The 25093-nt window shown below is 37.3% G+C and carries 28 protein-coding genes; 22 read left to right on the forward strand and 6 right to left on the reverse strand.

All coding sequences use genetic code 11. The annotated features are described in order from the left end of the window. The first annotated feature begins 8 nt into the window (after positions 1 to 8). From RB604_RS12665 to RB604_RS12740, 16 genes are all read left to right on the forward strand, one after another. Positions 9 to 3365, forward strand: coding sequence for a hypothetical protein (locus tag RB604_RS12665; RefSeq protein ID WP_055294948.1), 3357 nt, complete (start codon positions 9 to 11; stop codon positions 3363 to 3365). Next, positions 3362 to 6676 carry a DUF6443 domain-containing protein gene (locus RB604_RS12670; RefSeq protein WP_055294949.1) on the forward strand — a complete coding sequence of 1105 codons (3315 nt, stop codon included), beginning with the start codon at positions 3362 to 3364 and terminating at the stop codon, positions 6674 to 6676. The genes RB604_RS12665 and RB604_RS12670 overlap by 4 nt, the downstream gene beginning before the upstream one ends. A 1-nt stretch (position 6677) precedes the next feature. After that, complete coding sequence (locus RB604_RS12675) at positions 6678 to 7145, forward strand: hypothetical protein (RefSeq protein ID WP_122282044.1); 468 nt, start codon at positions 6678 to 6680, stop codon at positions 7143 to 7145. Between the two features lie 142 nt (positions 7146 to 7287). Further along, on the forward strand, positions 7288 to 7779 hold the full coding sequence (locus RB604_RS12680) for a hypothetical protein (protein ID WP_055294951.1): 492 nt from the start codon (positions 7288 to 7290) through the stop codon (positions 7777 to 7779). Next, on the forward strand, positions 7760 to 8209 hold the full coding sequence (locus tag RB604_RS12685) for a hypothetical protein (protein WP_055294953.1): 450 nt from the start codon (positions 7760 to 7762) through the stop codon (positions 8207 to 8209). The genes RB604_RS12680 and RB604_RS12685 overlap by 20 nt, the downstream gene beginning before the upstream one ends. 207 nt (positions 8210 to 8416) lie before the next feature. Beyond that, positions 8417 to 9028 carry a zinc-dependent metalloprotease family protein gene (locus tag RB604_RS12690; RefSeq protein ID WP_055294955.1) on the forward strand — a complete coding sequence of 204 codons (612 nt, stop codon included), beginning with the start codon at positions 8417 to 8419 and terminating at the stop codon, positions 9026 to 9028. A 1-nt stretch (position 9029) separates the two neighbouring features. Continuing rightward, complete coding sequence (locus RB604_RS12695) at positions 9030 to 9434, forward strand: hypothetical protein (RefSeq protein WP_055294958.1); 405 nt, start codon at positions 9030 to 9032, stop codon at positions 9432 to 9434. A 77-nt stretch (positions 9435 to 9511) separates the two neighbouring features. After that, positions 9512 to 9688 (forward strand): hypothetical protein, encoded by a 177-nt coding sequence (locus RB604_RS12700; RefSeq protein ID WP_182422695.1) that lies wholly within the window; start codon positions 9512 to 9514, stop codon positions 9686 to 9688. A 5-nt stretch (positions 9689 to 9693) separates the two neighbouring features. Then, positions 9694 to 9825, forward strand: a complete 132-nt coding sequence (locus RB604_RS12705; protein ID WP_259327050.1) for a hypothetical protein — start codon at positions 9694 to 9696, stop codon at positions 9823 to 9825. Beyond that, a complete protein-coding gene (locus RB604_RS12710; protein WP_055294960.1) occupies positions 9803 to 10273 on the forward strand; it encodes a hypothetical protein in 471 nt (156 codons plus the stop codon). The genes RB604_RS12705 and RB604_RS12710 overlap by 23 nt, the downstream gene beginning before the upstream one ends. An 18-nt stretch (positions 10274 to 10291) precedes the next feature. Continuing rightward, the gene (locus RB604_RS12715; protein WP_224205861.1) at positions 10292 to 10507 is read left to right on the forward strand and encodes a hypothetical protein; all 216 of its coding nucleotides are present in this window, start codon (positions 10292 to 10294) and stop codon (positions 10505 to 10507) included. Between the two features lie 162 nt (positions 10508 to 10669). Further along, complete coding sequence (locus RB604_RS12720; RefSeq protein ID WP_055294962.1) at positions 10670 to 11080, forward strand: hypothetical protein; 411 nt, start codon at positions 10670 to 10672, stop codon at positions 11078 to 11080. 340 nt (positions 11081 to 11420) lie between these two features. Next, positions 11421 to 11888, forward strand: a complete 468-nt coding sequence (locus RB604_RS12725; protein WP_055294964.1) for a hypothetical protein — start codon at positions 11421 to 11423, stop codon at positions 11886 to 11888. A gap of 71 nt (positions 11889 to 11959) precedes the next feature. After that, on the forward strand, positions 11960 to 12250 hold the full coding sequence (locus RB604_RS12730; protein WP_224202899.1) for a hypothetical protein: 291 nt from the start codon (positions 11960 to 11962) through the stop codon (positions 12248 to 12250). A gap of 373 nt (positions 12251 to 12623) precedes the next feature. After that, positions 12624 to 13040, forward strand: a complete 417-nt coding sequence (locus RB604_RS12735; protein WP_021935570.1) for a hypothetical protein — start codon at positions 12624 to 12626, stop codon at positions 13038 to 13040. Positions 13041 to 13630: 590 nt separating this feature from the next. Next, positions 13631 to 14080 carry a hypothetical protein gene (locus tag RB604_RS12740; protein ID WP_055294966.1) on the forward strand — a complete coding sequence of 150 codons (450 nt, stop codon included), beginning with the start codon at positions 13631 to 13633 and terminating at the stop codon, positions 14078 to 14080. Between the two features lie 179 nt (positions 14081 to 14259). Here the strand turns inward: RB604_RS12740 and RB604_RS12745 are convergent, their stop codons facing one another. From RB604_RS12745 to RB604_RS12755, 3 genes are all read right to left on the reverse strand, one after another. After that, a complete protein-coding gene (locus tag RB604_RS12745) occupies positions 14260 to 15105 on the reverse strand; it encodes an urea transporter (protein WP_055294968.1) in 846 nt (281 codons plus the stop codon). Between the two features lie 509 nt (positions 15106 to 15614). Further along, positions 15615 to 16787, reverse strand: a complete 1173-nt coding sequence (gene dnaJ, locus RB604_RS12750; RefSeq protein ID WP_055294970.1) for a molecular chaperone DnaJ — start codon at positions 16785 to 16787, stop codon at positions 15615 to 15617. A 9-nt stretch (positions 16788 to 16796) separates the two neighbouring features. Next, the gene (locus RB604_RS12755; protein WP_005923397.1) at positions 16797 to 17375 is read right to left on the reverse strand and encodes a nucleotide exchange factor GrpE; all 579 of its coding nucleotides are present in this window, start codon (positions 17373 to 17375) and stop codon (positions 16797 to 16799) included. A gap of 310 nt (positions 17376 to 17685) precedes the next feature. On the opposite strand from RB604_RS12755, the gene RB604_RS12760 reads away from it, so the two are divergent. From RB604_RS12760 to RB604_RS12785, 6 genes are all read left to right on the forward strand, one after another. Further along, positions 17686 to 19308, forward strand: a complete 1623-nt coding sequence (locus RB604_RS12760) for an ABC-F family ATP-binding cassette domain-containing protein (RefSeq protein ID WP_007480497.1) — start codon at positions 17686 to 17688, stop codon at positions 19306 to 19308. A 160-nt stretch (positions 19309 to 19468) separates the two neighbouring features. After that, positions 19469 to 19714, forward strand: a complete 246-nt coding sequence (locus RB604_RS12765; protein ID WP_007480498.1) for a GlsB/YeaQ/YmgE family stress response membrane protein — start codon at positions 19469 to 19471, stop codon at positions 19712 to 19714. 48 nt (positions 19715 to 19762) lie between these two features. Next, on the forward strand, positions 19763 to 20026 hold the full coding sequence (locus RB604_RS12770; RefSeq protein WP_005923388.1) for a YtxH domain-containing protein: 264 nt from the start codon (positions 19763 to 19765) through the stop codon (positions 20024 to 20026). Positions 20027 to 20155: 129 nt separating this feature from the next. After that, the gene (locus tag RB604_RS12775; protein WP_005923386.1) at positions 20156 to 20719 is read left to right on the forward strand and encodes an RNA polymerase sigma factor; all 564 of its coding nucleotides are present in this window, start codon (positions 20156 to 20158) and stop codon (positions 20717 to 20719) included. After that, positions 20716 to 21114, forward strand: a complete 399-nt coding sequence (locus RB604_RS12780; RefSeq protein WP_055294972.1) for a hypothetical protein — start codon at positions 20716 to 20718, stop codon at positions 21112 to 21114. Before RB604_RS12775 ends, RB604_RS12780 begins: the two co-directional genes overlap by 4 nt. An 11-nt stretch (positions 21115 to 21125) precedes the next feature. Continuing rightward, positions 21126 to 22202, forward strand: a complete 1077-nt coding sequence (locus RB604_RS12785; RefSeq protein WP_005923382.1) for a hypothetical protein — start codon at positions 21126 to 21128, stop codon at positions 22200 to 22202. Positions 22203 to 22385: 183 nt separating this feature from the next. Here the strand turns inward: RB604_RS12785 and RB604_RS12790 are convergent, their stop codons facing one another. Genes RB604_RS12790 through RB604_RS12800 form a run of 3 tightly spaced genes read right to left on the reverse strand, consistent with a single transcriptional unit; the run spans position 22386 to position 25090 of the window. Further along, positions 22386 to 23012, reverse strand: coding sequence for an acyltransferase (locus RB604_RS12790; RefSeq protein ID WP_055294974.1), 627 nt, complete (start codon positions 23010 to 23012; stop codon positions 22386 to 22388). Between the two features lie 19 nt (positions 23013 to 23031). Beyond that, on the reverse strand, positions 23032 to 23922 hold the full coding sequence (locus tag RB604_RS12795) for a hypothetical protein (RefSeq protein ID WP_021936305.1): 891 nt from the start codon (positions 23920 to 23922) through the stop codon (positions 23032 to 23034). 13 nt (positions 23923 to 23935) lie between these two features. Beyond that, positions 23936 to 25090, reverse strand: a complete 1155-nt coding sequence (locus tag RB604_RS12800; protein ID WP_122282046.1) for a sugar transferase — start codon at positions 25088 to 25090, stop codon at positions 23936 to 23938. Positions 25091 to 25093 lie beyond the last annotated feature (3 nt).

Consider the following 25093-nt stretch of genomic DNA (forward strand, 5'->3'; position numbering starts at 1 on the left):
TTGTTATTATGAAAGCACTATATACATTATTTATTTGTTATTTATTTTATTCAACTTCACTATGGGGACAAGAGGAGACTCGTCCATTCAAAAATCTTATCCCTTCACCTAATTCATGTGCGTTAGTTCAATATGCTGATTTTCCGGTATCTTTATATACAGGTACTCCAACTATTGATATACCGATTTATACGATTGATTTAGGAGGTTATCAACTACCTGTAAGTTTGAGTTATCATGCTTCCGGTATTCGGGTAGCTCAAGAAGCTTCTTGGGTAGGCTTGGGGTGGACCTTGAATGCAGGAGGGGCTATAATGAGAACAGTAAGAGGGAGAGATGACCTTGAAGAGGGGTATTATAGTAATACGGAAGAAATACCCGAGAAAGGGGAAGATATTGTAAATAGTAATTATACACGCCTTATTTATAACTCATCTACCCATTTGTTTCATGACCGGTTAATTGGTGATACGGAACCGGATATTTTCTATTATAATTTTGCCGGATATTCCGGACGTTTCTATTGTAAATGTGGGGGAGAAAAGTTACAGGAATCAGATCCTGGAAATGGTTTTATCAGTGCCAATCCGGAAGATAATTTAAGAATAGAAAAAGTATATCTAAACAATACAACTACTTTTATTGGATTTAAAATAACGGTACCAGATGGAACAGCTTATTATTTTGTTCAACCTGAAACGAAGTACTCGGATGTGTATAAGAATGAAAGAGCCAGTATGTCTGATCTTTATGGACCTTATTCTAATTTCTATTTGGATGTGATCAGTAAATATGAATATACCACCGGGTGGTATTTGAAAGATATATATTATCCTAATGGAGATCGAATAACCTTTGACTATGATGAAGAATGGAATGCTTATGTATCTCCTGTAAGTGTCTCTCAATATACCTATCATATTTTAGCAGAAGAGGGGAAAAAATTTCCTGAACCTTTTTTTAATAATAAAGGAGTTTATTCTATTGATTTAACAACAGAATATCCACGTTTGAAGCGTATAAGTTGGAAAAATGGGAATATTCAATTTATTGCTTCTGATGAACGGCGAAAGGATATACGTTCTCTATATGACGTAAATCATAACCATGAGTTGCAAAATGGCTGGGCACGTTCATTGAAAGAAATAAAAATTTATGGTTCTGGTAGCCAGAATAAGCTTTTAGAAACGTATCAATTCCATACCTCTTATTTTGTTCCTGATACATTACTTCGTGATAAGAGTTATGATTACTTATGTCATCGTTTAAAATTAGATTCTATTACTTTGAAAGGAACATCCGAGCGTTGTTTGAAGTATAGAATGGAGTATGATACTCGTTATCCTTTACCCGATAAGAATAGTTTTTCATGTGATTATTGGGGATATTATAACGGTAAAAATAATACTTGCCTGTATCCTTCTGTCGTTACAAATAAAGATTATATTGGAAAAAATAATGTGATAGCAATGCCTAAAGGAACTCACTTAAGTGGTGCTGATCGGTCTGTAAATCCACGTCTTGTTACTTCTTCTATGCTGACAGCTTTAGAGACACCGGAAGGGGGACGTACCGAGTTCACATATGAGCCAAACAAAATAGCTGGAGAAACGGTACGTATTCCTCTATCATCAGATGGAGTATATAGAGGTTCGGTACATTTTGTAAAGCCTGCTAAAGAACACCTTTGTACATTTGTTTTTGATATGCCGTGTGATGGTTATATTGATTTTGAGTATCGGTATCATGGTAATGAATTCCATGCTGCAGAAGAAAAGGGGACGGCTATGGTTGCTTTTGGTAAATATTACTTTACTATTCAGGATATTGACGACAGAGAAAATTTTATAATGAATAAGCATAAACTTTATTTATCTAAGGGTATATCAACGATTGACCTTCAATCCAACACGACAGTGGTTGAATCGGAGATAACCATAAAATTCTATGAAATTCCTTATTATACAGGCCTTCCCCCTTCTTGCGGGGTTCGCATTGCGAAGATTAAATCACCTTCGTCCATAAAGAGATATCAATATATAGATGAAGAAAAGCAAAGCACAGGGGTTCTGCTGCGTGATTTACTACATACAGTTCGCGAGGTTTATTATTATTCTGAAGCTAATTCCCGCATGTCAATTTTCGGGCAAGTCATAACTTCCGAGGGAATAGCTGCTGTTTTAAAGCAGTGTTCGGCTCCTGTTAATCCGATAGAAAGTCAGACTGCAGGTGTATTATTTGGATACAACTGGGTACAGGTTTTTACTGAGATGAATAAAGGTAATCTGAGAGAAGATTTTTATTATTATAATCGAAAAGAGAAAGAACCTGCCATTCCTGGCTTTCCTGGAGAGTTTGTTTTTACTAATGGAAAATTGAAAAGGCATTGTGTTTATAAAGATGATAAGTTGGTGAATACTTCTTATTATACCTATCAGGAAACTCCATTATATACGTTGAAAGGGCTTCGGGAAGACGAAGGAAATTTCTTTAATATTTCATCGTATAAAATACCATTCAAATTTTGTGCACTTTCAACGAAATGTGATTCCATTATAGATGTATATGAAGAGAATCCGATAATTCATAGCAATAGAACGAATTATAGATATAACCTTGATAATTTTCAACCTCGGCAAATTACTAAAGTGGTAACAGACCGTAACCGTAGTGAAACACAAGAATTGTTTTATACTACTGATTTTAAGGATCGTTCTCCTTATAGAGAAATGTGTAGCAAGGCTAATATGGTTTGTACTCCGATAGAAGAGAATTTTTATAAGGGAGCACAAAACAGGCTCATAAAGAAAACTTTGCATGCGTACAAAGAAAATAAGCAAAATATACATGGAGGGCATTTTGTTCCGGATGCTGAGTATACTTATTATCAGCCGGAAAGTTTGGCAGAGCCTACTGTACAGTACGGTGACTTTAGTTTGTATAAGAAACCGGATATCCGCTATGTTGGTTATGATTCTTTGAGTAACCATACTTCTATTGAAAGTCGTATGGGGCAAAGTGCTGTCTATGTTTGGGGATACCACAGGCGTTATGTGATAGCTCAGATATTTAATGCGACATTGGAAGAAGTCAAAGCACAAGGAGTTGACATTGAAAAAATAGGTGGTACTGCCGAGCCCACTGCAACACAGTGGCAGGCTTTACATGCTTTGCGAAGTAAACTCCCGAAAGCGGATGTGAGCGTGATGACCTATGAACCGGAAGTTGGTATTACTTCAAAAACGGATGGACGTGGAATGACGACCTATTATGAATATGATGATATGGGGCGGTTGAGTTGTGTACGTGATAATGATTATAATATTATTCAAACAAACCACCTTAAATTAGCAACCGAGAAATGAAACGTTTTAGTAGATTATACATTATAGGATTCCTTTGGACTTCACTGTCTCTCAGTGCACAGGAGAATATTCTGACTTCTCGCGTTTTGCGTGAACCGGTACAAAAAGTGTCAGAAGTAAATGATGCTAACTCGGTCACTACTATTGAGTATTATGATACAGCAGGCCGCTTGATACAAACGATACGGAAAGGGTTTGGACCGAATGGTGAAGATTTGGCGGATTATATTCAATTTGATGAAGCAGGCCGGATAGCGAAAGAGTATCTCTCTACTCCTTTTACCGGAAATAATGGAGTCTTTGTACCTGTCTCTGAATTTGAACAGAGCACCCAGACATGGTCTCGTACGCATCTGTATGAAGCTTCTACGGAAGGTCGGATAGTAGAAACTTCCGGGATGCATGTCGGAGGAAAAAGTATAAAATATGATTATCGGTTAAGTAATTCTTCAGAACCGGAGTTATCGGCTTTAGAATTCAGGATGCAGAACAATACTACAATAAATAAACGTATGGCTGCGAGAGGGGCTTATCAGGTGGTGGAAGAAATAGATGAGGATGGACATCGTATTCTTTTGTTTACTGATAGCGATGGGCATACGGTGCTAAAGCGTCGCGTAGATGGAGATGTATATCACGATACATATATGGTATACGATGCTTACGACCATTTACGTTGTGTTCTTCCACCTGCTGCTGTAGATGCTTACTCTTCTTTTGATGATCAAAGTCTTTCAGCCGGTAATTTTCTCGACTTGTATGCTTATTTTTATATTTATGATAACGATAACCAATGTGTTGGCGTAAAATATCCGGGTGCGGACTGGATTTACACAGTATATGATGGAGATTATCGCCCCATTCTTTCCCAAGATGGTAATCAGCGGAAACGGGATGAATGGAGTTTTATTAAATATGACGGCTTAGGGCGTGTTGTTATAGAAGGCATAGTTAAAGATAAACGTACTCGCGATGATTTGGCTGATATATATGAGGATGTATTGGTACACGAAGAATATATTGGAACTGAAGGACCTTGTCGTGGATACACAGATCATATAAAGATGGGACAGAATCGTTATATTTTAACTTGTATACGTTATTATGATAATTATGCTTTTACAGAATTTTCTTCTGATTGGTCTTTTGCTAATATGGCGTCATCCGCTTCTGCCAAAGGTTTGCTGACAGGGGTATTTGAAGCTGTGTTAAATCAACCTGATAAAGGACGTTTTACGATTAATCAATATGATGATAAATCACGCTTGATTCGTCGCGACTCTAAAGAGACTCTGTCGAACAATACATTGTCTGCCGATTATAGCTATAATTTTAGTGGAGCATTGATACGAAGTGACTCCCGTTACGGTAATCGTTATTCTTTGAGATTGGATTATAATTACGATCATGCAGGACGGGAAAAGAACAGTATATGTGTTTTGGGATATGGGACCACTCATTATACTTCTCCTCTGCGTGCTTTTACTTATGATTCCCATGGTCGTATTTCTGAAAAAATGATGCAAGGAAATAAAGTTAAGATGACATATGGTTATCATAATGACGGAACGTTGTTCAATATTGGCAGCATGAATGGCTTTAATGAAACTCTTTATTTCGGCAATTCTATGTTACCCTATCAATTGTCTCGTTGTAATAATGGTAATATAGCTGATATATCCATTTCTCAGGGCGGGCGTTTGTATTTCTATCATTTTGATTATGATGGTTTTGATCGTTTAACGTCGGGTATGATGTATGGAGTGAATGGTAGTCGTATGAGGAATGATGAATTTTTCGATTACGATAAAATGGGTAATATAACCTCTTTACTTCGTTTGGAAGAATCGGGGTCGGTGAATGATTTGGATATTCATTATCGTGGGAACCAATTATTGAAAGTGACGGATGGAAATCATAGTTTTCCTGCAACTTATGATTTTGCTATTTATCCTGATCTTGTTGACCACGAACAAGAATATTATTATGATAGTAATGGGAATGAGATAGCTAATCTCGATAAGAACATTGTTGCCACTCGTTACAATATTCTTAATTTACCTGATACAGTGCAGTTTGGGAATGGAAATCGTATAGTGAATTATTATCTTTCAAATGGTACTAAGTTAGGGAGTGTGTCACGCACCTATACGACTCCACTGTCGGTCCCATTGGATGGAGTAACTCATAGTGCTGATCCTTATGTGGAAACTACGGAATGGCGTAATGAAGGGATGCATTATAAAAACGGTATAGAGGAACGAGTAGATATTGAAGACGGTTATTTACAGTTAGATGTAAATAAAACATCCGGTGCTTTAAATGCTATCGGTTATTATGCATATATTTGCGATCATCTGGGTAGCATTCGTCAAGTATGTGATGCTGTGACGGGGGATGTTGTACAAAGTTTGGAATATTATCCGTCCGGATTGATTTTTCGCAGTACAAACTATGACTTGCAATCTAATAAATACACAGGTAAGGAGTTAATTTCCATGCATGGATTGAATCAGTATGATTCGGATGCGCGTATGCAGGAATTTCAGATTCCTCATTTTACGACGCGGGATCCGTTATGCGAGGAGTATTACGATATCAGTTTGTATGCTTACTGCGCAAATAATCCGATGAGGTATGTTGATCCGGACGGACGATTTATAGGAACTGCCATAGGGACAATTGTTGGAGGAATAAAGGGAGCATATGAGGCTCATAAGAATGGCACTGATGTTTGGGCAGGGGCTGCAGAAGGAATGGTAGCTGGTGCTATAACAGGCGCGGCTGTAGATCTTGCTGTTGCAGCCACGGTTGCTACTGGAGGTGGGGCCTTGGTTGTAATTGGAGCGGGTGTTGCTGCAGGAACGGTAGCCGGGGCTACAGGAGCGATTGCAGGAGATGTTACAGGACAGGTGGTTGCGTCAGTGAGAAGTGGTAAAACATTTTCTCAAGCAGCAAGTAATATTTCAACTGATAATTTTTCAGATAAAGCTAAAGGAGGTGCCATAAGTGGTGCAATAACAGGTTTTAGTGGAGGGTTGTTAGGGGTGGTGGGAAAAGCTGCAACTTCTTCCACACAAGCTATTCAAGGAACTATGTCTAAAAACATCACAACAACTGCAGCTGCATTAACCGAACAGAGTGCTTCTGAAGGAACTGTAACCACGGTAGTAAGTGGCATAACCAAAGGGATGGGAACTGTAGGAGCTAATACAACAAAATCAATGATGAAAGTGGAAACTGTTACATCAGTGGCAACCGAAGCTTCAACAAAATTGATAGAAGATCGTATAAAAAAAGGAGGACATTAAAATGAAATTGTTTGTAAAACTAATATTTGTTGCTAATTTTTTATTTTTGGGTGGAGGCTTTTTAATTGCTTTTTTCCAATTTATTGCATATAATGGTTTTGGTGATATTTTTGAATATGTAAAACCTGAACAGCTTGAGACTCATATTAAGATTGATTCTATAAAGGAAACAAAAACAATATTTTATAAATACGTTGTTGATCAGAAAGTGTATGAATCGAAACAATCCATTTATATTCCGAGGATTGCTGAATACGATTTTTATGAAAATAATGTGTACTATAATAAGCGAATTCCTTGTCTAAGTTATATTGGAAAGCAAGGATTTAAATTGAGAAGTACCAAAATAGATATGTGTATTACCGGTTTTTTCTTCCTTTTTATTTTCTTGATATACAGATACGCTGACATGGATAAGTGGATTGGGGTTTATACCAGGGGTGAATATAAAAGCAGCAGAAAAAAATAGTGTTTTTTATAAATTTGAAAGAATGAAACTGGTGAATCTTGCATTATGATTGGAATCCGTATGCATATTGTATGGGGAATCTTATAAAATATATTGATAAGAGAGTAGTGTATCTGACTGGCTTTCTATACAGAATTTTAATATGGATATTTATAATAAGCAAGTATTTTCGAGTGCGTCATCTGTACATGTGCCACAATTTGTATTAGAGCATCTTTTTATAGATTCTTACAAAATAGAAGATAATCCACAGAAAAGTGAAAAAACGGAAAAGAAAAAATCTGCAACAGCTCTTCCTGTTCCAATTTTAACGACTTTGGGTACTGCAGCAGAAGCATTTGGTACAACAGTTGTATCTTATATTGGTCCGATTTTTATTATACTTACACTTCAAGGGGATAGCTCTCCTAAACGTACAGTTGATGAGGCAACTGATAGTAGCAAGAATGAAAAACATGGAGATAGTGGACGCACTCTTGAAAAGGAAAAAGAAAGATTGGAAGGACTTGAGTCAGATGTAAGGAATGCTAAAACAAGAAAAGAAAAGGAGCAGCTAAAGATAAAAATCAAAAAAATCAAAGAAACTGCTATTAAAAATCAAAAGGGTGAAGAACATGGAAGGACAGGTCGTTAACATATTGATACCACTAAAATCGTTATCAATTTTTGTATTAGGAACAAATGTGGAGGATTATTTACATCTGGGTTATGGCTATATTTCAAAAGAGGAAATGCAAGTATATAGCGATACATATACGTTTCCAGATTTTGGAATATCACTTTCAACTGATGAGAAAACAGATAAATTAATATATGGGATAGAAACAGATGTATCTTGTGTGTATAAAGACCATGAATTGATTAACATGCTGTATGATGACTTCTTAACTTTAGTGAACTTGTTGTCTGATGACGTAAGTGATATATATATTCATGGGGCTAAAAAAAATGGTCGTATTTACAAAGTTTATTATTTTGATTCTCTTGGGTTGACTCTTTTTGTTTGGAGAGGACGTATTCGTTCCATTAATGTATCTAATTATGATGTTTTTGTGAATGATTGATCTATATTCGTATTTTTTATGTAGTGTATCAAAACAGGTAGATCGCTTTATGCTTAATATTTTGATTATGATAGTTTCGATCATTTGATATCAGGCATGTTTATTGTGCGAATAATCCAGCAAATTTTGTAGATCCTGATGGAAAAGAAATATCTTTTTCCTATGAATGGGAAAAGGATAAAAATGGGGAGTATATTATAAACAAAAATGGCGGATAATAATTTGATCGGTGTAACTATGAATGTTATTGGCAAAGTAATAAATGTCTCACCCAATTCTAACATCAATATGGCTGATGCAACTAAAAGAATTATTTCTCAAATGGAATCTTCCTTTAGCGGACAAGATGATAATGGCATTACTTTTTCAACTAACGTAAATTTATCTGTAGCAAATTCTATGAATGATATCGCAAAAAGCGATCATGTGTTTGCTTTAGCTGATATAGATTCTCCTTTGGGTGGGACTGTGCAGGGTGTAGCTAACTCTCTCGGTGGAAAAGTCGCATTTGTTAATGCTGATTATTTTACTGGACCATTGGATACTAATATAGGTAATGTAGGACCAAGAGTCGCAGCCCATGAATTTGGCCATCTGGCAGGTTTAGATCATTCGTCTGGATTGATGGGGAAGTACCTTGGAGGAATTTTATGGATGAGTAGTACTAAAATGAATAATGAATGCTTTCATCTTATTTTAGGATATACTACTTTTTGGAAGAATAATGTCGGAAATAAACTGAATTCAATATTTGAAATAGGCCCTATGTCAACAACAACACAAACTTTTAAATGGACTGGGATATTTAATTTGAAATAATATGAGAAAACTTTTGAACGTACTTATTCTGATAGGTGTTTTATCGTCAATTGGAGGATGTACTTATAAAAAGCCTACACTTGTAGATTTTATAGGCATCTGGAAATCGTCCACTGGAGGGGAGATTGTTCTCCAAGAAGACAGTATCTGTGTAATTAAGAACATTATATATAGTGGATATTTATGTACAGAAATGTTGAGTTACAAAGGTAAATGGGAATTTAGAGATAAAGATGACTTAGGTAATAAACAATATAATATAATAATTAGTAAAGAAGGCGTACTTTTTATGTGCTTTTACATTTCAGGAGAAGGATTATTTAACAATACTCCTCCTTGGTATCTATTTCAATATATTGGTGATCCTGACGAACTCAATTTATATAAATTTACTAAGTTAAAGTAAAGAGAAAATTGAAGATAATAATATTAGAGAAAAGAAATATCCAAAACCGTAAATAGAATAGAAAAGAGTTTATTGAAATGCATGGGTATGATTATGGTACTGCAGTAGAAGTATTTGGTACAACAGTCGCATCTTATATACACTTCAAGGGGATAGCTCTCCTAAATGTACAGTTGATGAGGCAACTGATAGTAGTAAGAATGAAAAACATGGAGACGACGGACGAGCTAAAGTTAAAAGTGAAAAACAAATAAAAGATTTGGAACAGCAAAAGGAACTTGCTAAAAATAAAAAAGAGAGGCAAGCACTTGAAAAAACAATAAGAAATATCAGACAAACTGGTGAACTTAAAAATAAAGGAGAAGAACATGGACGGAATTCAAAAAGGTAAAAAGCAGTCAATGGAATTAATTATGGGGAAATCATTGTCTATATTTAAACTGGGAACAAACATTTCCAATTATCTATTTTTAAAACATCTATTTTATCCTAAAAATGAAAATATAGTTTATGATTATGATGTTTATGAATTTGTTGAATTAAATGTTGATTTATATGTACGAACAGACGGAATTGTAGATTGTATAACTACGCATTCTTCGTGTGTTTATATGGGACGAGAACTCATTAATATGTATTATGATATTTTCTTATATTTATTTGGATTATTGCCTTATAAGGCTATTTCTGTTTTTTCTGAAGGTCCCCAAAAAAATGGGCGTAATTATAATGTATATTACTTTAATCAAGGAGTAACAGTTTGGGTTTGGCGTAAAAAAATTAGAAGTATTCAAGTAGACTATATATATGAAGAGGATGGAGAACATATAAAGTTGTGAGATATTATTTATGTTCGTGTGGGGCCTTTAAGGGATGGTTCTCCTAAACGTACAGTTGATGAGGCAACTGATAGTAGCAAGAATGAAAAACATGGAGATGGTGGACGAACTCTTGAAAAGGAAAAAGAAAGATTGGAAGGACTTGAGTCAGATGTGAAGAATGCTAAAACAAGAAAAGGAGCTGTTAAAGATAAAAATCAAAAAGGTGAAGAACATGGAAGGACAGGTCGTTAACATATTGATGCCATTAAAATCGTTATTAATTTTTGTGTTAGGAACAATTTTAATTTTTGCGAACTTGTTAGCCTGATGATGTAAATGACATATATTCACGGAGCTAAAAAATGGTCGTATTTCTATATTTGACTGTGATACATATGTAATAAATATAAATGAATGATGGAACTACGTTCAAAACAAGAAATGAAATTAATAGTAATGTTTTTATTCTTTGCGTTTGTGGCATTCTTTGCGGCATCTTGCAAAATAGGATTTAGAGTTCAAGTTTATCAATTCTTGCCTATTGGTGATTCTGATAATGATGATATTATAAGGGAAAAACTATCAAAAAATTATGTGAAAAGATTTATTGTATTAGTAAATGATTCAGTTTTAAGGTATAATAAAAGAAATGGTGGAATAGGATCATCTGTTGAGATTAAATACAAATTGGTAGATAACGAGTTATTTATAGATTCCTTGGATATTTATAATCGTAGAAATTCGGAAGTTTTGAATGAATGTTTTCTGTATAGTAAATATCGTTTAATAAATAAGAGAACAAATGAGGTATATTATAAGCAATAGAGAATTCTGTAAAATATGTTGATACGATTGATAAGGAAAAATAGTGTGCTCTAAATTTTTATGTAGTATTCTAATTGGAAATTTATGGGCGAATATTTTCGACTATATGTCGTTTGTGCGTATATCGCAATTTGTATCGGAGTAGCTTTTAACCGATTCTTGCACTTGTGGAGGAACTATGTCTAAAAACATTACAACAACGGCAGCAGTATTAACAAGACAAGGTGTTTCTGAAGGAACTGTAACCACGGCAGTAAGTGGCATAACAAGAGGGATGGGGACTGTAGGAACTAATACAACAAAATAGGTAGAAGATCATATAAAAAAGGAGGACATTAAAATGAAATTGTTTGTAAAACTAATATTTGTTGCTAATTTTTTATTTTTGGGTGGAGGCTTTTTAATTGCTTTTTTCCAATTTATCGCATATAATGGTTTTGGTGATATTTTTGAATACGTAAAACCTGAACAGCTTGAGACGCATGTTAAGATTGATTCTATAAAGGAAACAAAAACAATATTTTATAAATACGTTGTTGATCAGAAAGTGTATGAATCGAAACAGTCTGTTTACATACCAAGTATTGCAGAATGCGATTTTTATGAGAATAGTGTGTACTATAATAAGAAAATTCCTTTCTTAAGTTATGTTGGAACAAAAGAATTGAAATTGAATAGTCCGGAATCAGGTATGGTTGTTTTTGGTTTTTTCTTCCTTTTTATTTTCTTGATATACAGGTATGCTGATATGGATAAGTGGATTGGGGTTTATACCAGAGGTGAATATAAAAGCAGTAGAAAAAAATAGTGTTCTTTATAAATTTGAAAGAATGAAAATGGTGAATCTTGCATTATGATTGGAGTTCGTATGTATATCGTATGGGAAATCCTGTAAAATATATTGATATGGATGGTAGAGAGAATAGTGTGTCAGACTGGCTTTCTATACAGAATTTTAATATGGATATTTATAATAAGCAAGTATTTTCGAGTGTGTCATCTGTACATGTACCACAATTTGTATTAGAGTATCTTTTTATGGATTCTTACAAAATAGAAGATAATTCACAGAAAAGTGAGAAAACAGAAAAGAAACAGCTAAAGATAAAAATCAAAGAAACTGCTATTAAAAATCAAAAGGGTGAAGAGCATGGAAGGACAGGTCGTTAACATATTGATACCACTAAAATCGTTATCAATCTTTGCATTAGGAACAAATGTGGAGGATTATTTGCATCTGGGTTATGATTAGGAGTCGCAGCCCACGAATTAGGACATCTGGCAGGTTTAGATCATTCGTCTGGATTGATGGGGAAGTACCCTGGAGGAATTTTATGGATGAGTTGTACTAAAATGAATAATGAACAATTACAATTGATACATAGTAATTATAGAAAAGATCTTTTAAATCAAGGAGATAATTGGGAATATGTTAGATATAGTAGTCCTTCGGCAGGAGGCGTAATAATAAAGAAAAAAAACTAATAGGGGATTGGGAATCGCCCGTACATATGTTGAATATTAATAATTAATGTGGATTTGTATGAAAAAGATAAAGAGGAGGTTTTTAATTGTTTTCTCAGTAATACTTATGTGTGGTATTTTTCAGCAATTGTATTATAGAATTGAATATGAAGGTAATTTAGTGTTTTATATAGCTAATGAATCTTTGGCAGATCCAGCTCAATTAGAGATTTTTGTAGACGGAATTAAAATCATAGATGATAAAATTAACAGTGTATTTCATTTAGATAAACAGTATTCTGCTAAAACAACATTAGGTAATCATGTAATAACTATTAAAATGAATGGGGAGCTTACTGAAGAGATAAAGCTAAATACGTTTTTAGTCACTTTTGTAGCCGTGGAGTATTATGGCGATAGATTGGATATCCCTGGTGAATATAGAAAACACTTTTATATAAGTATTGAAAAGTGTCCAATGCATTTTATAGCTTAGTAAGGTTTTTATTTTTATTGATTTTAGAAATATGATAACTGATTATTGGATAATTTTGTTGATATTTATGTAGCAATTGCTACAAACTTGATTCTTTACGGATGCATAATGCATGTAGATATCTCTTATATTTGTGATTATTTGGGTAGTGTTCATTTGGTCTATGACGGGAAGACCGGTGATGTGGTTCAAAGTTTGGAATATCTCCCTTCCGGTTTGATTTTCCGATGCACCAATTATGATTTTCAGCTCAAGAGGTACACTGGTAAGGAACTTCTCTCTACGCATGGATTGAATTAATATGATTTCAATGCTCGCATGCGGGAATTTCAGATTCTTATATTGGTCCGATTTTTATTATACTTACACTTCAAGGGGATAGTTCTCCTAAGCGTACAGTTGATGAGGCAACTGATAGTAGTAAGAATGAAAAATATGGAGACGACGGACGAGCTAAAGCTAAAAGTGAAAAACAGATAAAAGATTTGGAACAGCAAAAGGAACTTGCTAAAAATAAAAGAGAGGCAAGCACTTGAAAAAAATAAGAAATATCAGACAAACTGGTGAACTTAAAAATAAAGGAGAAGAACATGGAAGAACAGGTCGTTAACATATTGATACCACTAAAATCGTTATCAATCTTTGTATTAGGAACAAATGTGGAGAATTATTTTCATTTAAATTATGAATATATTTCAAAAGAGGAAATGAAAGTATATAGTGATACTTATACTTTTCCAGACTTAGGGGTATCACTTTGGACAGATGAAAAAACAAATAAAATCATATACGAGATAAGAACAGATATATCTTGCGTATATAAAGGTCATGAATTGATAAATATGTTGTATGATGATTTTTTATCTTTGGTAAATTTGTTACCTGATGACATAGGTGATATATATGTACGTGGTCCTAAAAAAAATGGTCGTAATTATGGTGTTTGTTATTTTGATAGTCTTGGGTTAACACTTTATGTTTGGAGAGGATGCATTCGTTTCATTAATGTATCTAATTATGACGTTTTTGTGAATGATTGATTAAAGGCGTTTTGGATACAAGGGGCGATTGGGAAGACAAATCATATAAATGTTTGATTGGTAAAGTTATAACGATTTATTGTGATAATGACTGTGTCGGGGCTTTGTTGTTGTATAATGCTGAATATCCCTAATATAGGAACAGCAGGTAAATTATATAATAGAACATAGGCATTGCCTTATGCTTGCTTTATACGCCATAGTAGATTGATCATCCAAACCGAAATGACAAATGGGGCGGTTAGAGTAGTCATTCCTATTTGCATGCCCCCTATTTGTAGCAGAATAGAGAGTATGACGGATAGTATTACTTTGACATTTCCTTTATGTGTATAATCTCCCAAAGCAATGGCACAAAGAACTCCATTATATCCGAATAATCCTATATTCCATGCCGTAAGGTCTATGTTTGGAAACAAGCCTATGAGTAAGGGAAGAGCAGCAGCGATGACAGTATAAAAAGCGTTTATACGGGAGTTTATGAGGATAGCCAACAGAAAGAAAAGTCCGGAGAGGATATTTCCCTGAAACATCACTTGACCGATATTTAAACTGAATGATTGGAAAAAATGACTTGCATTATCCGGATTTTCAGAGAGAGAGGGTAGTAGTATAGCGGGATATAGATAATGGCATGTTATGAGTAAAAGCCATACGACAAGAATGAACGGGGCTGTGAATCCCGGTAATAAACTTTGCCGGCGAAAACAATGTGCAACCCATGAGGATATGGCTGCCCCTATTACTAATAATGCAACAGATATGATATTAATTTCCATAAACACTCCTATGGCAATGCCGACTAAAGTGCCATTAAAACCATAAAGACCGGCACGGATATCTTCTTTATCGTAATTTAAAAGAGAGGCGGCTATTGTGCCTACAACGGTTCCTGCAACGGCTAATATGGCAAGTTGCCATGAATTGCAGATGATTCCGATTAACATGATTATTCCGGAAAGCGCGTTATTTTGAAACATTACTTGTCCGATCCCTCTTCCGATGATTGAAATATTTTCACGCATACCTGTTTTTTGCGGCAAAAATAATAATAGTCTGTATAAATACAAAAACGTTTGGGAATAAATACTCATTGTTTTTTATTTATACAAAATCATGGATGGTGTCTTTTAACATTGTTAATTGATTTTTCCGCATTTCATTATCAGTCTTACAAAAGATATATTTCTTGTGTATAAAGAATGTATTTCTTGGTATATAAAAATATGATTTTAATAGTGTGTTAATTACTATTCTTTGTCTGCTGAAAATTCTTATCTTTTATATCTGATATTAGTGGTTTATGTCATTGATATATAATTGTTTGAGTGGGACTGTGCTGCTGCTTTAGATTTGAGTAGAACCTATTGAGCTTTGAATACGAAATGTTTATACTTGCCAATTTGATAACTTCCTGCCGGCAATCTGTCGAAGTCTGTGTCTTTATAAAAATGAAAAATGCAGATTTCCAAGAGGTTTATTAACTCATGGAAATCTGCGTTTCAATATTTATCAATTCAATGACTTTGCGTTATCAGTCAAAGAAACTTTTGAACTTCTTGAAAATCTTTTCTTTTATAGAAGTATTCGGTTTGAAGTTATCAGAAGCATCTAATTTCTCAAGTATGTTCTTTTCGTCTTTTGTCAATGCTTCCGGCACATAAACACTTACGTTTACCAGCAGGTCTCCTGTACCGTATCCGTTGACACTCGGTAATCCTTTGCCACGCAGACGAAGAACTTTACCCGGTTGTGTTCCTGCATCGATCTTTACTTTTACTTTGCCATCGATGGTAGGTATCTCGACAGCACCACCCAAGGCGGCAGCCGGGAAACTGAGAAGCAAGTTGTATACCAAATCATTTTCATCGCGGATAAGGCTTTCATGCGGTTCTTCCTCAACCAGGATCAGCAGATCTCCCGGTACACCATTATGCTTACCGGCATTTCCTTTTCCACTCATAGACAGTTGCATTCCTTCGGCTACTCCGGCAGGAATTTTCACTGTAACTACTTCTTCTCCATATACAATGCCATCTCCGCCGCACTCTTTACACTTGTTTTTAATGATTTTACCTTCACCGTTACAAGTAGGGCAGGTAGTGCGCGTTTGCATCGTACCTAAAATCGTTTGTTGGTTGCGAATTACCGAACCGCTTCCTTTACAGGTCGGACAGGTTTCCGAACCACCGTCACCCTCTGCACCTGTTCCGTGACAGTGCGTACAAGGTACATATTTTTTTAATTTGAATTTCTTTTCTACTCCTGTGGAGATCTCTTTCAATGTCAGTTTTACTTTTACACGGAGATCAGAGCCACGGTAGCGTCTTTGCTGTTGGCTACCGCCACCGCCGAATCCACTGAAACCTCCAAAGCCACCGCCACCACGGCCGCCAAAAATATCACCGAACATGGAGAAGATGTCATCCATAGACATTCCTCCGCTGAAACCTCCGAACGGACCTCCGTTGCCGGCCGCACCGCCCATACCTGCATGACCGAACTGGTCGTAACGGGCACGCTTATCCGGATTGCTCAGCACGTCGTATGCTTCGGCAGCTTCTTTAAATTTCTCTTCTGCTGTCTTATCACCCGGGTTTTTATCCGGATGAAATTGGATTGCCTTTTTACGATACGCTTTTTTTATTTCTTCTGCTGTTGCGGTTTTCGTCACCTCCAGCACTTCATAGTAGTCTCTCTTTTCCATATATTTATTTTATTCTCCAACTACCACTTTAGCGTGGCGCAGTACTTTATCGTTCAGTGTATATCCGGTCTGTACACAATCCAGAATCTTTCCCTTTTGTTTTTCAGACGGTGCGGGAACTACTGCGATGGCTTCGTGGTAATCGGTATCCAGTGGTTTGTCTTTGGTTTCGATTACTTTTACGCCATTTTGTCCCAACACGGAAATAAATTTGTTATAGATCAGTTCTACGCCTTCTTTCACGGCTGCCACATCCGTTGCTTTTTCCATTGTCTGAAGAGCGCGTTCCAAATCGTCTACGACAGGAAGTATGCTACTAAGGCTTTTTTCACCTCCATTCAAAATCAATTCGGCCTTTTCCTTTACTGTACGTTTCCGGTAATTGTCAAATTCTGCCGACAGGCGAAGATATTTATCCTTCTGGTCTTCAATTGTTTCATTCGCTTTTTCCAATTCCTTTTCCAACTCTTCTTCTTTGGTAAGGGGAGCTTCCTGATCAGTTGTTTCTTCTTGCAGTTGTTCTTCTGCAATGTTTTCGGTTTCCTGGCTGTTCAGTTCTTTTTCTGCTTCTTTTTCTTTTGGATTCATATCTTTATTTTTTTTGTTCTTATTAAATGGATTCAATTTCATGTCGATAGACGTTACAATATAGTGGCATATCAGCAAAAACTTTGCCAATTTACTTTGTATGCCAAAAAACGCAGCAAAGGTAATACTTTTCTGTCAGATTGACACAACCGGTATAGTATGTTATTCATTAAAAATACCTATCTTTGCGGCCGGAAATAATAATGTGTCAATGTGTCCATGTGCCAATATGCCAATTGGCTGCGCTATGGCAATACACTGCATGGTAATTGGCACATTGGCATATTAGCACATTAATTAATTATTTAAGATGATTACAGTTTCAAACGTATCGGTACAGTTTGGTAAAAGGGTATTGTTTAATGATGTAAACCTGAAGTTTACAAGTGGGAATTGTTATGGTATAATTGGTGCCAACGGTGCAGGAAAATCTACTTTTCTGCGTACTATTTATGGCGATCTGGATCCGACTACCGGAACGATTGCATTAGGCCCGGGCGAACGCCTTTCGGTATTGAGCCAGGACCACTTCAAATGGGATGCTTTTACGGTGATGGATACAGTGATGATGGGGCATACCGTATTGTGGGATATTATGAAACAGCGCGAAATATTGTATGCCAAAGAAGACTTTACCGATGAGGACGGTTTGAAAGTGTCCGAATTGGAGGAGAAATTTGCGGAACTTGACGGTTGGAATGCCGAAAGTGACGCCGCCATGTTGCTCAGTGGCTTGGGAGTGAAGGAAGACAAGCACTATACACTGATGGGTGAATTGAGCGGTAAGGAAAAGGTACGCGTGATGTTGGCGCAGGCGCTTTACGGTAATCCGGACAATCTGTTGCTGGACGAACCTACCAATGACTTGGATATGGAAACCGTGATGTGGCTTGAAGATTACCTGTCGAACTTTGAACATACCGTGCTGGTGGTTAGTCACGACCGTCACTTCCTCGACTCTGTATGTACGCATACGGTCGATATCGATTATGGAAAGATCAATATGTTTGCAGGTAACTATAGTTTCTGGTATGAATCGAGCCAGTTGGCACTTCGTCAGCAGCAGAACCAAAAGGCGAAAGCTGAGGAGAAGAAGAAGGAATTGGAAGAGTTTATCCGCCGGTTTAGTGCCAATGTGGCAAAGAGTAAGCAGACTACAAGCCGTAAGAAGATGTTGGAGAAACTGAACGTGGAAGAGATTAAACCTTCTTCACGTAAATATCCGGGTATTATCTTTACGCCCGAGCGCGAACCGGGTAATCAGATTTTGGAAGTTTCCGGACTGAGCAAGAAGACGGAAGAGGGAGTGGTGCTGTTCAACGACGTGAACTTCAATGTGGAGAAGGGGGACAAGATTGTATTTCTGTCACGTGATCCGCGTGCTATGACTGCATTCTTCGAGATTATTAATGGGAATATGAAACCTGATGCCGGAAGTTTTAACTGGGGAGTGACTATCACTACCGCTTATCTGCCATTGGACAATACCGGTTTCTTTAATACTGACTTGAATCTGGTAGACTGGTTGAGCCAGTATGGTGAAGGAAATGAGGTGTATATGAAAGGTTTCTTGGGACGTATGTTATTCTCGGGTGAAGAGGTGCTGAAGAAAGTAAGTGTGCTTTCGGGAGGTGAAAAGATGCGTTGCATGATTGCCCGTATGCAGCTCCGCAATGCCAACTGTCTTATTTTGGATACACCGACCAATCATCTCGATTTGGAATCTATTCAGGCATTCAACAATAATTTGAAGACTTACAAAGGCAATATCCTGTTTTCGTCACATGACCATGAATTTATTCAGACCGTGGCAAACCGTGTGATAGAGTTGACTCCTAATGGTATTATCGATAAGATGATGGAGTATGACGAATATATCACTTCGGATCATATTAAAGAGTTACGGGCAAGAATGTACGGTACTAATAAATAAGATTTTCTTATTTTTATAAGAGATAGGGGCAGTGTAGAAGGAAACTTCTACACTGTTTTTTTATGTCTTACTCTAAATTCTCGTTAATTCCCTTTTGTTGTTCCGAACCTTTCTCCGAACAGATATGTTCCTATCGTATAAACATACAAAAAAGAATATTATGAACTTTATCTGGTATATTCTGATAGGAATAATAGCCGGCTATGTGGCCGGTAAAATAACAAGAGGCGGTGGCTTTGGCTTGCTGGTTAATCTTGTTTTGGGGATAATCGGTGGTGTGTTGGGCGGTTGGGTGTTTTCTCTGCTCGGACTTGCGGCAACAGGCATCATCGGCAGTTTGATAACTTCCGTTGTGGGGGCTATCCTGTTTCTGTGGATTGCTTCATTATTCAGCCATTCCCGCTAATTTTTTGCGATGCATTTATTATATTAACTAACATAAATTGATTTGATTATGGAATGTGGAAGTACTAAATTTTTAGTAGGACTCGGGATCGGTTCTGCTATTGGTGCGCTGGTTTATCATTTTTCGCGCACTGCAAAAGCTAAGAAACTGAAAAATGATGTGTTCAATGCTCTTCGCGAAATAGAGGCAGATGCGGAAACTGCAATGGAGGATGCCAAGGCAAAAGCTGTGAAGGCGGGTGTGAAAGTAGCCGGTAAAGTTGCCGATAAAGCCAATGATGTGAAAGAGAAATTGAGTGAGGTAGGCCAGTAAGCCGGACCTTAATTATATATGTTCTCCCCGGATAAAATTATTTGTCCGGGGATTTTTTTTGTATATTTGGTACTTCACAATCGACCGGATACGTTTTGTTACGTATCATATTATAAACAAGATGTTATAATGATGGAGCAGGAAAGAATACAAGTACTTGTAGATAAGAGCAGACAAGAGGACACGGCCGCCTTTGCTCTTTTGGTTTCCGAATTTCAACCGCTTGTATTCCGGCTTGCTTTCCGGTTATTGTGCAATGAAGACGAGGCCAGAGATATGGTGCAGGAGACGTTTGTGAAGGTGTGGCTGTCATTGGGACAATATAGCGGAGAATGCCGTTTTTCCACTTGGCTCTACAAGATAACTTGTAATACCTGCTATGACCGGTTACGCTCGATGCGGCATTCGCCTTTGGATAACAGTTCGGATACTTCGACTTCTGTCGATATGGCATCCGGGGATAATATTGAAAGAAATGTGTCTAATAAACAATTGAAAGAACTCATTCTGAAATATACGGATGAACTTACTCCCCGGCAGAGGTTGGTTTTTATGTTGCGGGATGTAGAAGAACTTGAAGTGGAGGAGGTGCGGCAAATAACCGGGCTTTCTGCCGGGAAGATCAAGACGAATCTTTATCTGGCACGTAAGAATATACGAAATAAAATGAATCAAACAGACCCCGATTTATGAGACAGGAAGATAAGCGTTATGAAGAATGGTTGTCTGGAATAAGAAGCGGGCAACCGGTATTGGACCATCCGGAAGACTTGACCTCCGCTATTGTGCAGAGAATAAGCCAAACGGTTTCAAAGAGGAAAAGGCGGAATTTTATAATTAGAAGTTGTGTCTTGGGAACAGTTGCCGCAGTATGGTTGTGTTTGCTTTTAGGTGAGACCTTCTTTCCCTCTTTCTCTGATGGGGCGGAAAAGGAATACAGCGCCTGGCAATGTACCTCTTTCTCTTTGCCGGAAAACTGGAAAAAGATGAGCCTTATGGAAAAGGGGAATTACTGCTCTGTCCGCTATATAAAGCATAAGCAGCAGAAACAAAGGTGTATGTCGGAAATTATGAATAAAACAGATTAAACAGATATAGTATGAAGACAAATAATTTAATAGTGGCAATCGTTATCCTGTTCAGTATGGCTTCGTGTCAAACTTCTTACCGTATGGTTTCCCGTATAAAAACGGATGGCAGCCTGTATAGAGAGGTGTATGCTTATGGCGATTCTGCTTTTCTGGCGGGTGACAGGGCAGAAAACCCGTTTTTGTTTCAGATAGATTCTGATACTTGGCAGTTGGTTGGATTGGGCTCTTCAATCAAATTTAATTTTTGGGGAAACGAACAGGAACTGAATGTAAAAGTATGCCGGGATATTCCGGGAATGTCCGGGGAGTATTTCGAGGTATCGGATACAAAAGAATATGCTGCTCCCTTAGCTGTTCCGCAGGAAATTTTAGAGAAGAAGTTCCGTTGGTTCTATACCTATTATTCATACAAAGCTATTTATTCGGAACTCCCGGATAAAGGTCCTGTACCTTTGGACCGATATTTTAGTGACGAAGAACGGCAGATCTGGTTTCGCGGTGATGAGAATGCTTTTGCCGGATGGAACGGTATTGAATTGAATAATCGGCTGGATGATATTGAAAATAAGTTTTGGGAATGGTATAATCGTAGTCAGTATGAAATCAGTTTTGAAGTCGTGGCGCATTTTACATCCCTGCAAGGTGATACGTCTTATATACGGCGTTTGCAAGAATCTAAGGAAGATATTTATAGCAAGTATGTTTCTAAGAAAGAGAAGGAGAGTACTCCGGAAGAAGTATGTGACTTTTTAAATGATTTATGGCAAACGAAATATTTCTCGAATGTATATAAAGCCAATGAGAAGGATATCGACAAGATGGCTGAAGACCGTGGGCGGATAGTGGAATTGTTCGGATATACGATGCGGAATGAATTGATTATGCCGGGAAAAGTGATTGCTTCTAATGCGATGTTTCAACAGGGAGACTCGGCTGTAATCTGGAAGGTAGATGCTTTTCGCCTTTTGGCAGGCGATTATGAACTTGCAGCAGAATCACGTATTCCTAACTATTGGGCATTTGCTGCCACGTTATTGGCTATTTTATTTGCTTTCTGGCTTTCGTGGAGAGCTTACCGAAAGTAGAAATAAAACAAAATCCTGGCGAAATCACTTCGACAGGACACTGTTTCATTTTACTTAAATGTGGCTACGTAATAAAATTATGACTAATTAATTAAATTCTGATACTGCAAAGATAGGGCGTTCCAGGCAGTGGCACAATCCCTTGAATAAGGTATATTACATAGCTCCTCTAACTATATATAGTTACTTTTGTTCTTTTTTCCATTCTTTGGTTACCGGATCATAACGTTTGATGACACGTGCGGGGCTTCCGGCACATACTGTGTAAGCCGGTATCGGACGGCTGACTACACTGCCGGCAGCTACAACGCAGTGCTTGCCAAGCGTGACGCCCGGCAGTATTACAGCATTCGCGCCTACCCATACATCGTCTTCGATGATGACCGGTAGGGTAGTCACCCCTTGCTCGTCAATCGGTTTGTCGACGTCTGCATAATTATGATTTAATCCGGTGACGGTTACGTTTTGTGCCAGATTGACGTGGTTGCCTATTTGTACCGGTCCTATGATAGTATTACCCAATCCGATACGGGTATAATCCCCGATAGTTAAATCTCCCACGGCATTATTGAGGCATGAGAAATCCTCTACAACCGAGTCTTTTCCTAATGAAAAACGGCGGAAGGGGGGGAGATCTTTACGTACACTACGGTAAATCACCGAGCCTTTTCCTCGTTTCAGATAAGTGAAGTAGAATAATCGGATCCACCAATTAGGTCTTGTTTTTACCGGGTGCATAATAAATCGGTGTACGGCTTTCTTTAAGCCTGCATGTTGCTTGATGTTATTTTTAAGTTTTCCGATATTCATATCATTGAAGACTTTAGGGTTATTTCTTTTTCTTTTCTATCAAGTAGTCGGGGATGGCCAGGCATAGGGTAAACAGTAGGCCGAATAATAAGAACCACCATCTTAAAGAGAGAGTCCAGGCGTAGCATGTGGCGATGATGCACCAAATGCTGCAAATCAAGAACAAGACTCTCCAGGAGGGAACCAATTGTCGGAACAGTTTGTCGGCATAATCCCAGTTTCCTGCAAGCAGTGTTACCGGAAGTTTGGATAGTGCCTTCCATTTGGACATGGAATAGGGAAGTGGACGGGGAGAATCACTGTATACATGTGCATAGTGCAGATATTCTATGAAAATATTCTGCATTAGGAGTCTGCTTTCAAGATTGCTTTTCGGACTTTTCAGATTTTGCTTTAGCCATTTGGCGTCTATGGCAATATCTGTTTTTTCGAGTGCGGAAGAAAGGCCTGCCTGCACATGCCCTTGTCTGTAGATTGAGTTTCTGATCTCTTCACGAATGGCTTTCCGGCGAATCTTTCCGGTGGGCCGGTGTTCGATAATGTGATGCAACTGCATAGCCATTACGCCTGCATCATATGCATCATTGATATCTTGTAGCAAAAGCGGGGAAACATGAGTGGTTTCTCCCAGTATCACTGCAATGTCATATTGGTTTTCATCAAGTTCTCTGACGGCTAAAACGGGATCGTTGTATGTAATGACAGTATATAACTCTTTCGGATATTTTAAATCTTCAATATGAGTTTGCAGGGGAACTAATAAGGCAAAACGATATTTTTTTTCTGTTGCAGGATATTTACCGGAATGTCTGAATAACGCTATCAGGGCAAAAATAAACAGATATATACCGGATAATATAATACAGAAGAAAAAGAAATCATTTGCGATATGAAAAAGGGGGGCTATCATTCAGACATACATATTATACATTCTCTTTTTGGATAAATGCTGTCACGGTTTTCAGGATAATTTTCATATCCAGCCAGAAAGAGAATGTTTTTGCATATTTAATATCTAATTGTTTACGTTCGTCTGCTGACATCTTTCCGGAATTCCCCCGTTTCTCAACTTGCCAAAGTCCTGTTAATCCGGCAGGAGCCATGAAACGGTCGATGTATTCGTCGCTGGTCAGTAATTCTGCCTCGTAAAGAGGAAGGGGACGATTGCCTACGACGGACATGTCTCCTTTCAGAATATTGATAAGCTGAGGTAGTTCATCGATACTATATTTGCGGATGATACGTCCTATCCGTGTAATACGGGGGTCGTTTTCCAATTTGACGAACGCATTTTTCTGCTCCTGTGTTTTTTTATTAATATACGCTTCTTCAGAAATCACGAAATCATCGGAGATTAAAACGATTTCATTTTCATTTTCTTCGAAATCGGGTGTCTCTTCCCAGATGATATCCTCTTCTATGCTATCTGTCTGGTATTGATTTAATGAATTATAATCTTTAAGGTGCTTATCGGCGTTTGTGTACATAGAGCGGAATTTCAGAAAGTCGAATATCTGATAATTGCTTCCTACACGTTTGGATTTGTAGATGACTGCCCCTTTGCTTTCCATGCGGATCGCTATGGCGGTAATGATCAACAAAGGGGACAAGATAATCAGTGCAAAACCGGAAGAAACGATATCGAAGCATCTTTTCCAGACGGGGAGTTTAAACGTTTGTATGTTCTCTCCTTTTTTTTGAATATCTTTTATTTTTTGCTGCTTTCTACGTTTCTGAAAATTGATCAAGCTTTCGATGGCTTCTTGAGGAGCTTCGAATGGTATTGTATTATTGATTCCGGCTTTCAAATATTGCAGGCTCTCCTCCTTGGTGAGTGAATCCATCACAAGTACCATGTATATTCCGAGATATTTCTTCCGTAGATATTCGATGTCCAGGATGTCTTTCTGTATGTCAGTTTGTTCGAATAATATGATAATATCGTATTTCTCCCGTATCTTGTCTATAATTTTTGTAGCTTTGGCATATGTCAATACATGGTAGAATGATTCTTTTACCTGTTTTGAAAAATGTTCGATAGTTCTTTCGTATCTTCCGATATAGACAAGATGTAACATAGG

The organism is Bacteroides salyersiae (assembly GCF_031172035.1).
Taxonomy (GTDB): Bacteria; Bacteroidota; Bacteroidia; order Bacteroidales; family Bacteroidaceae; genus Bacteroides; species Bacteroides salyersiae.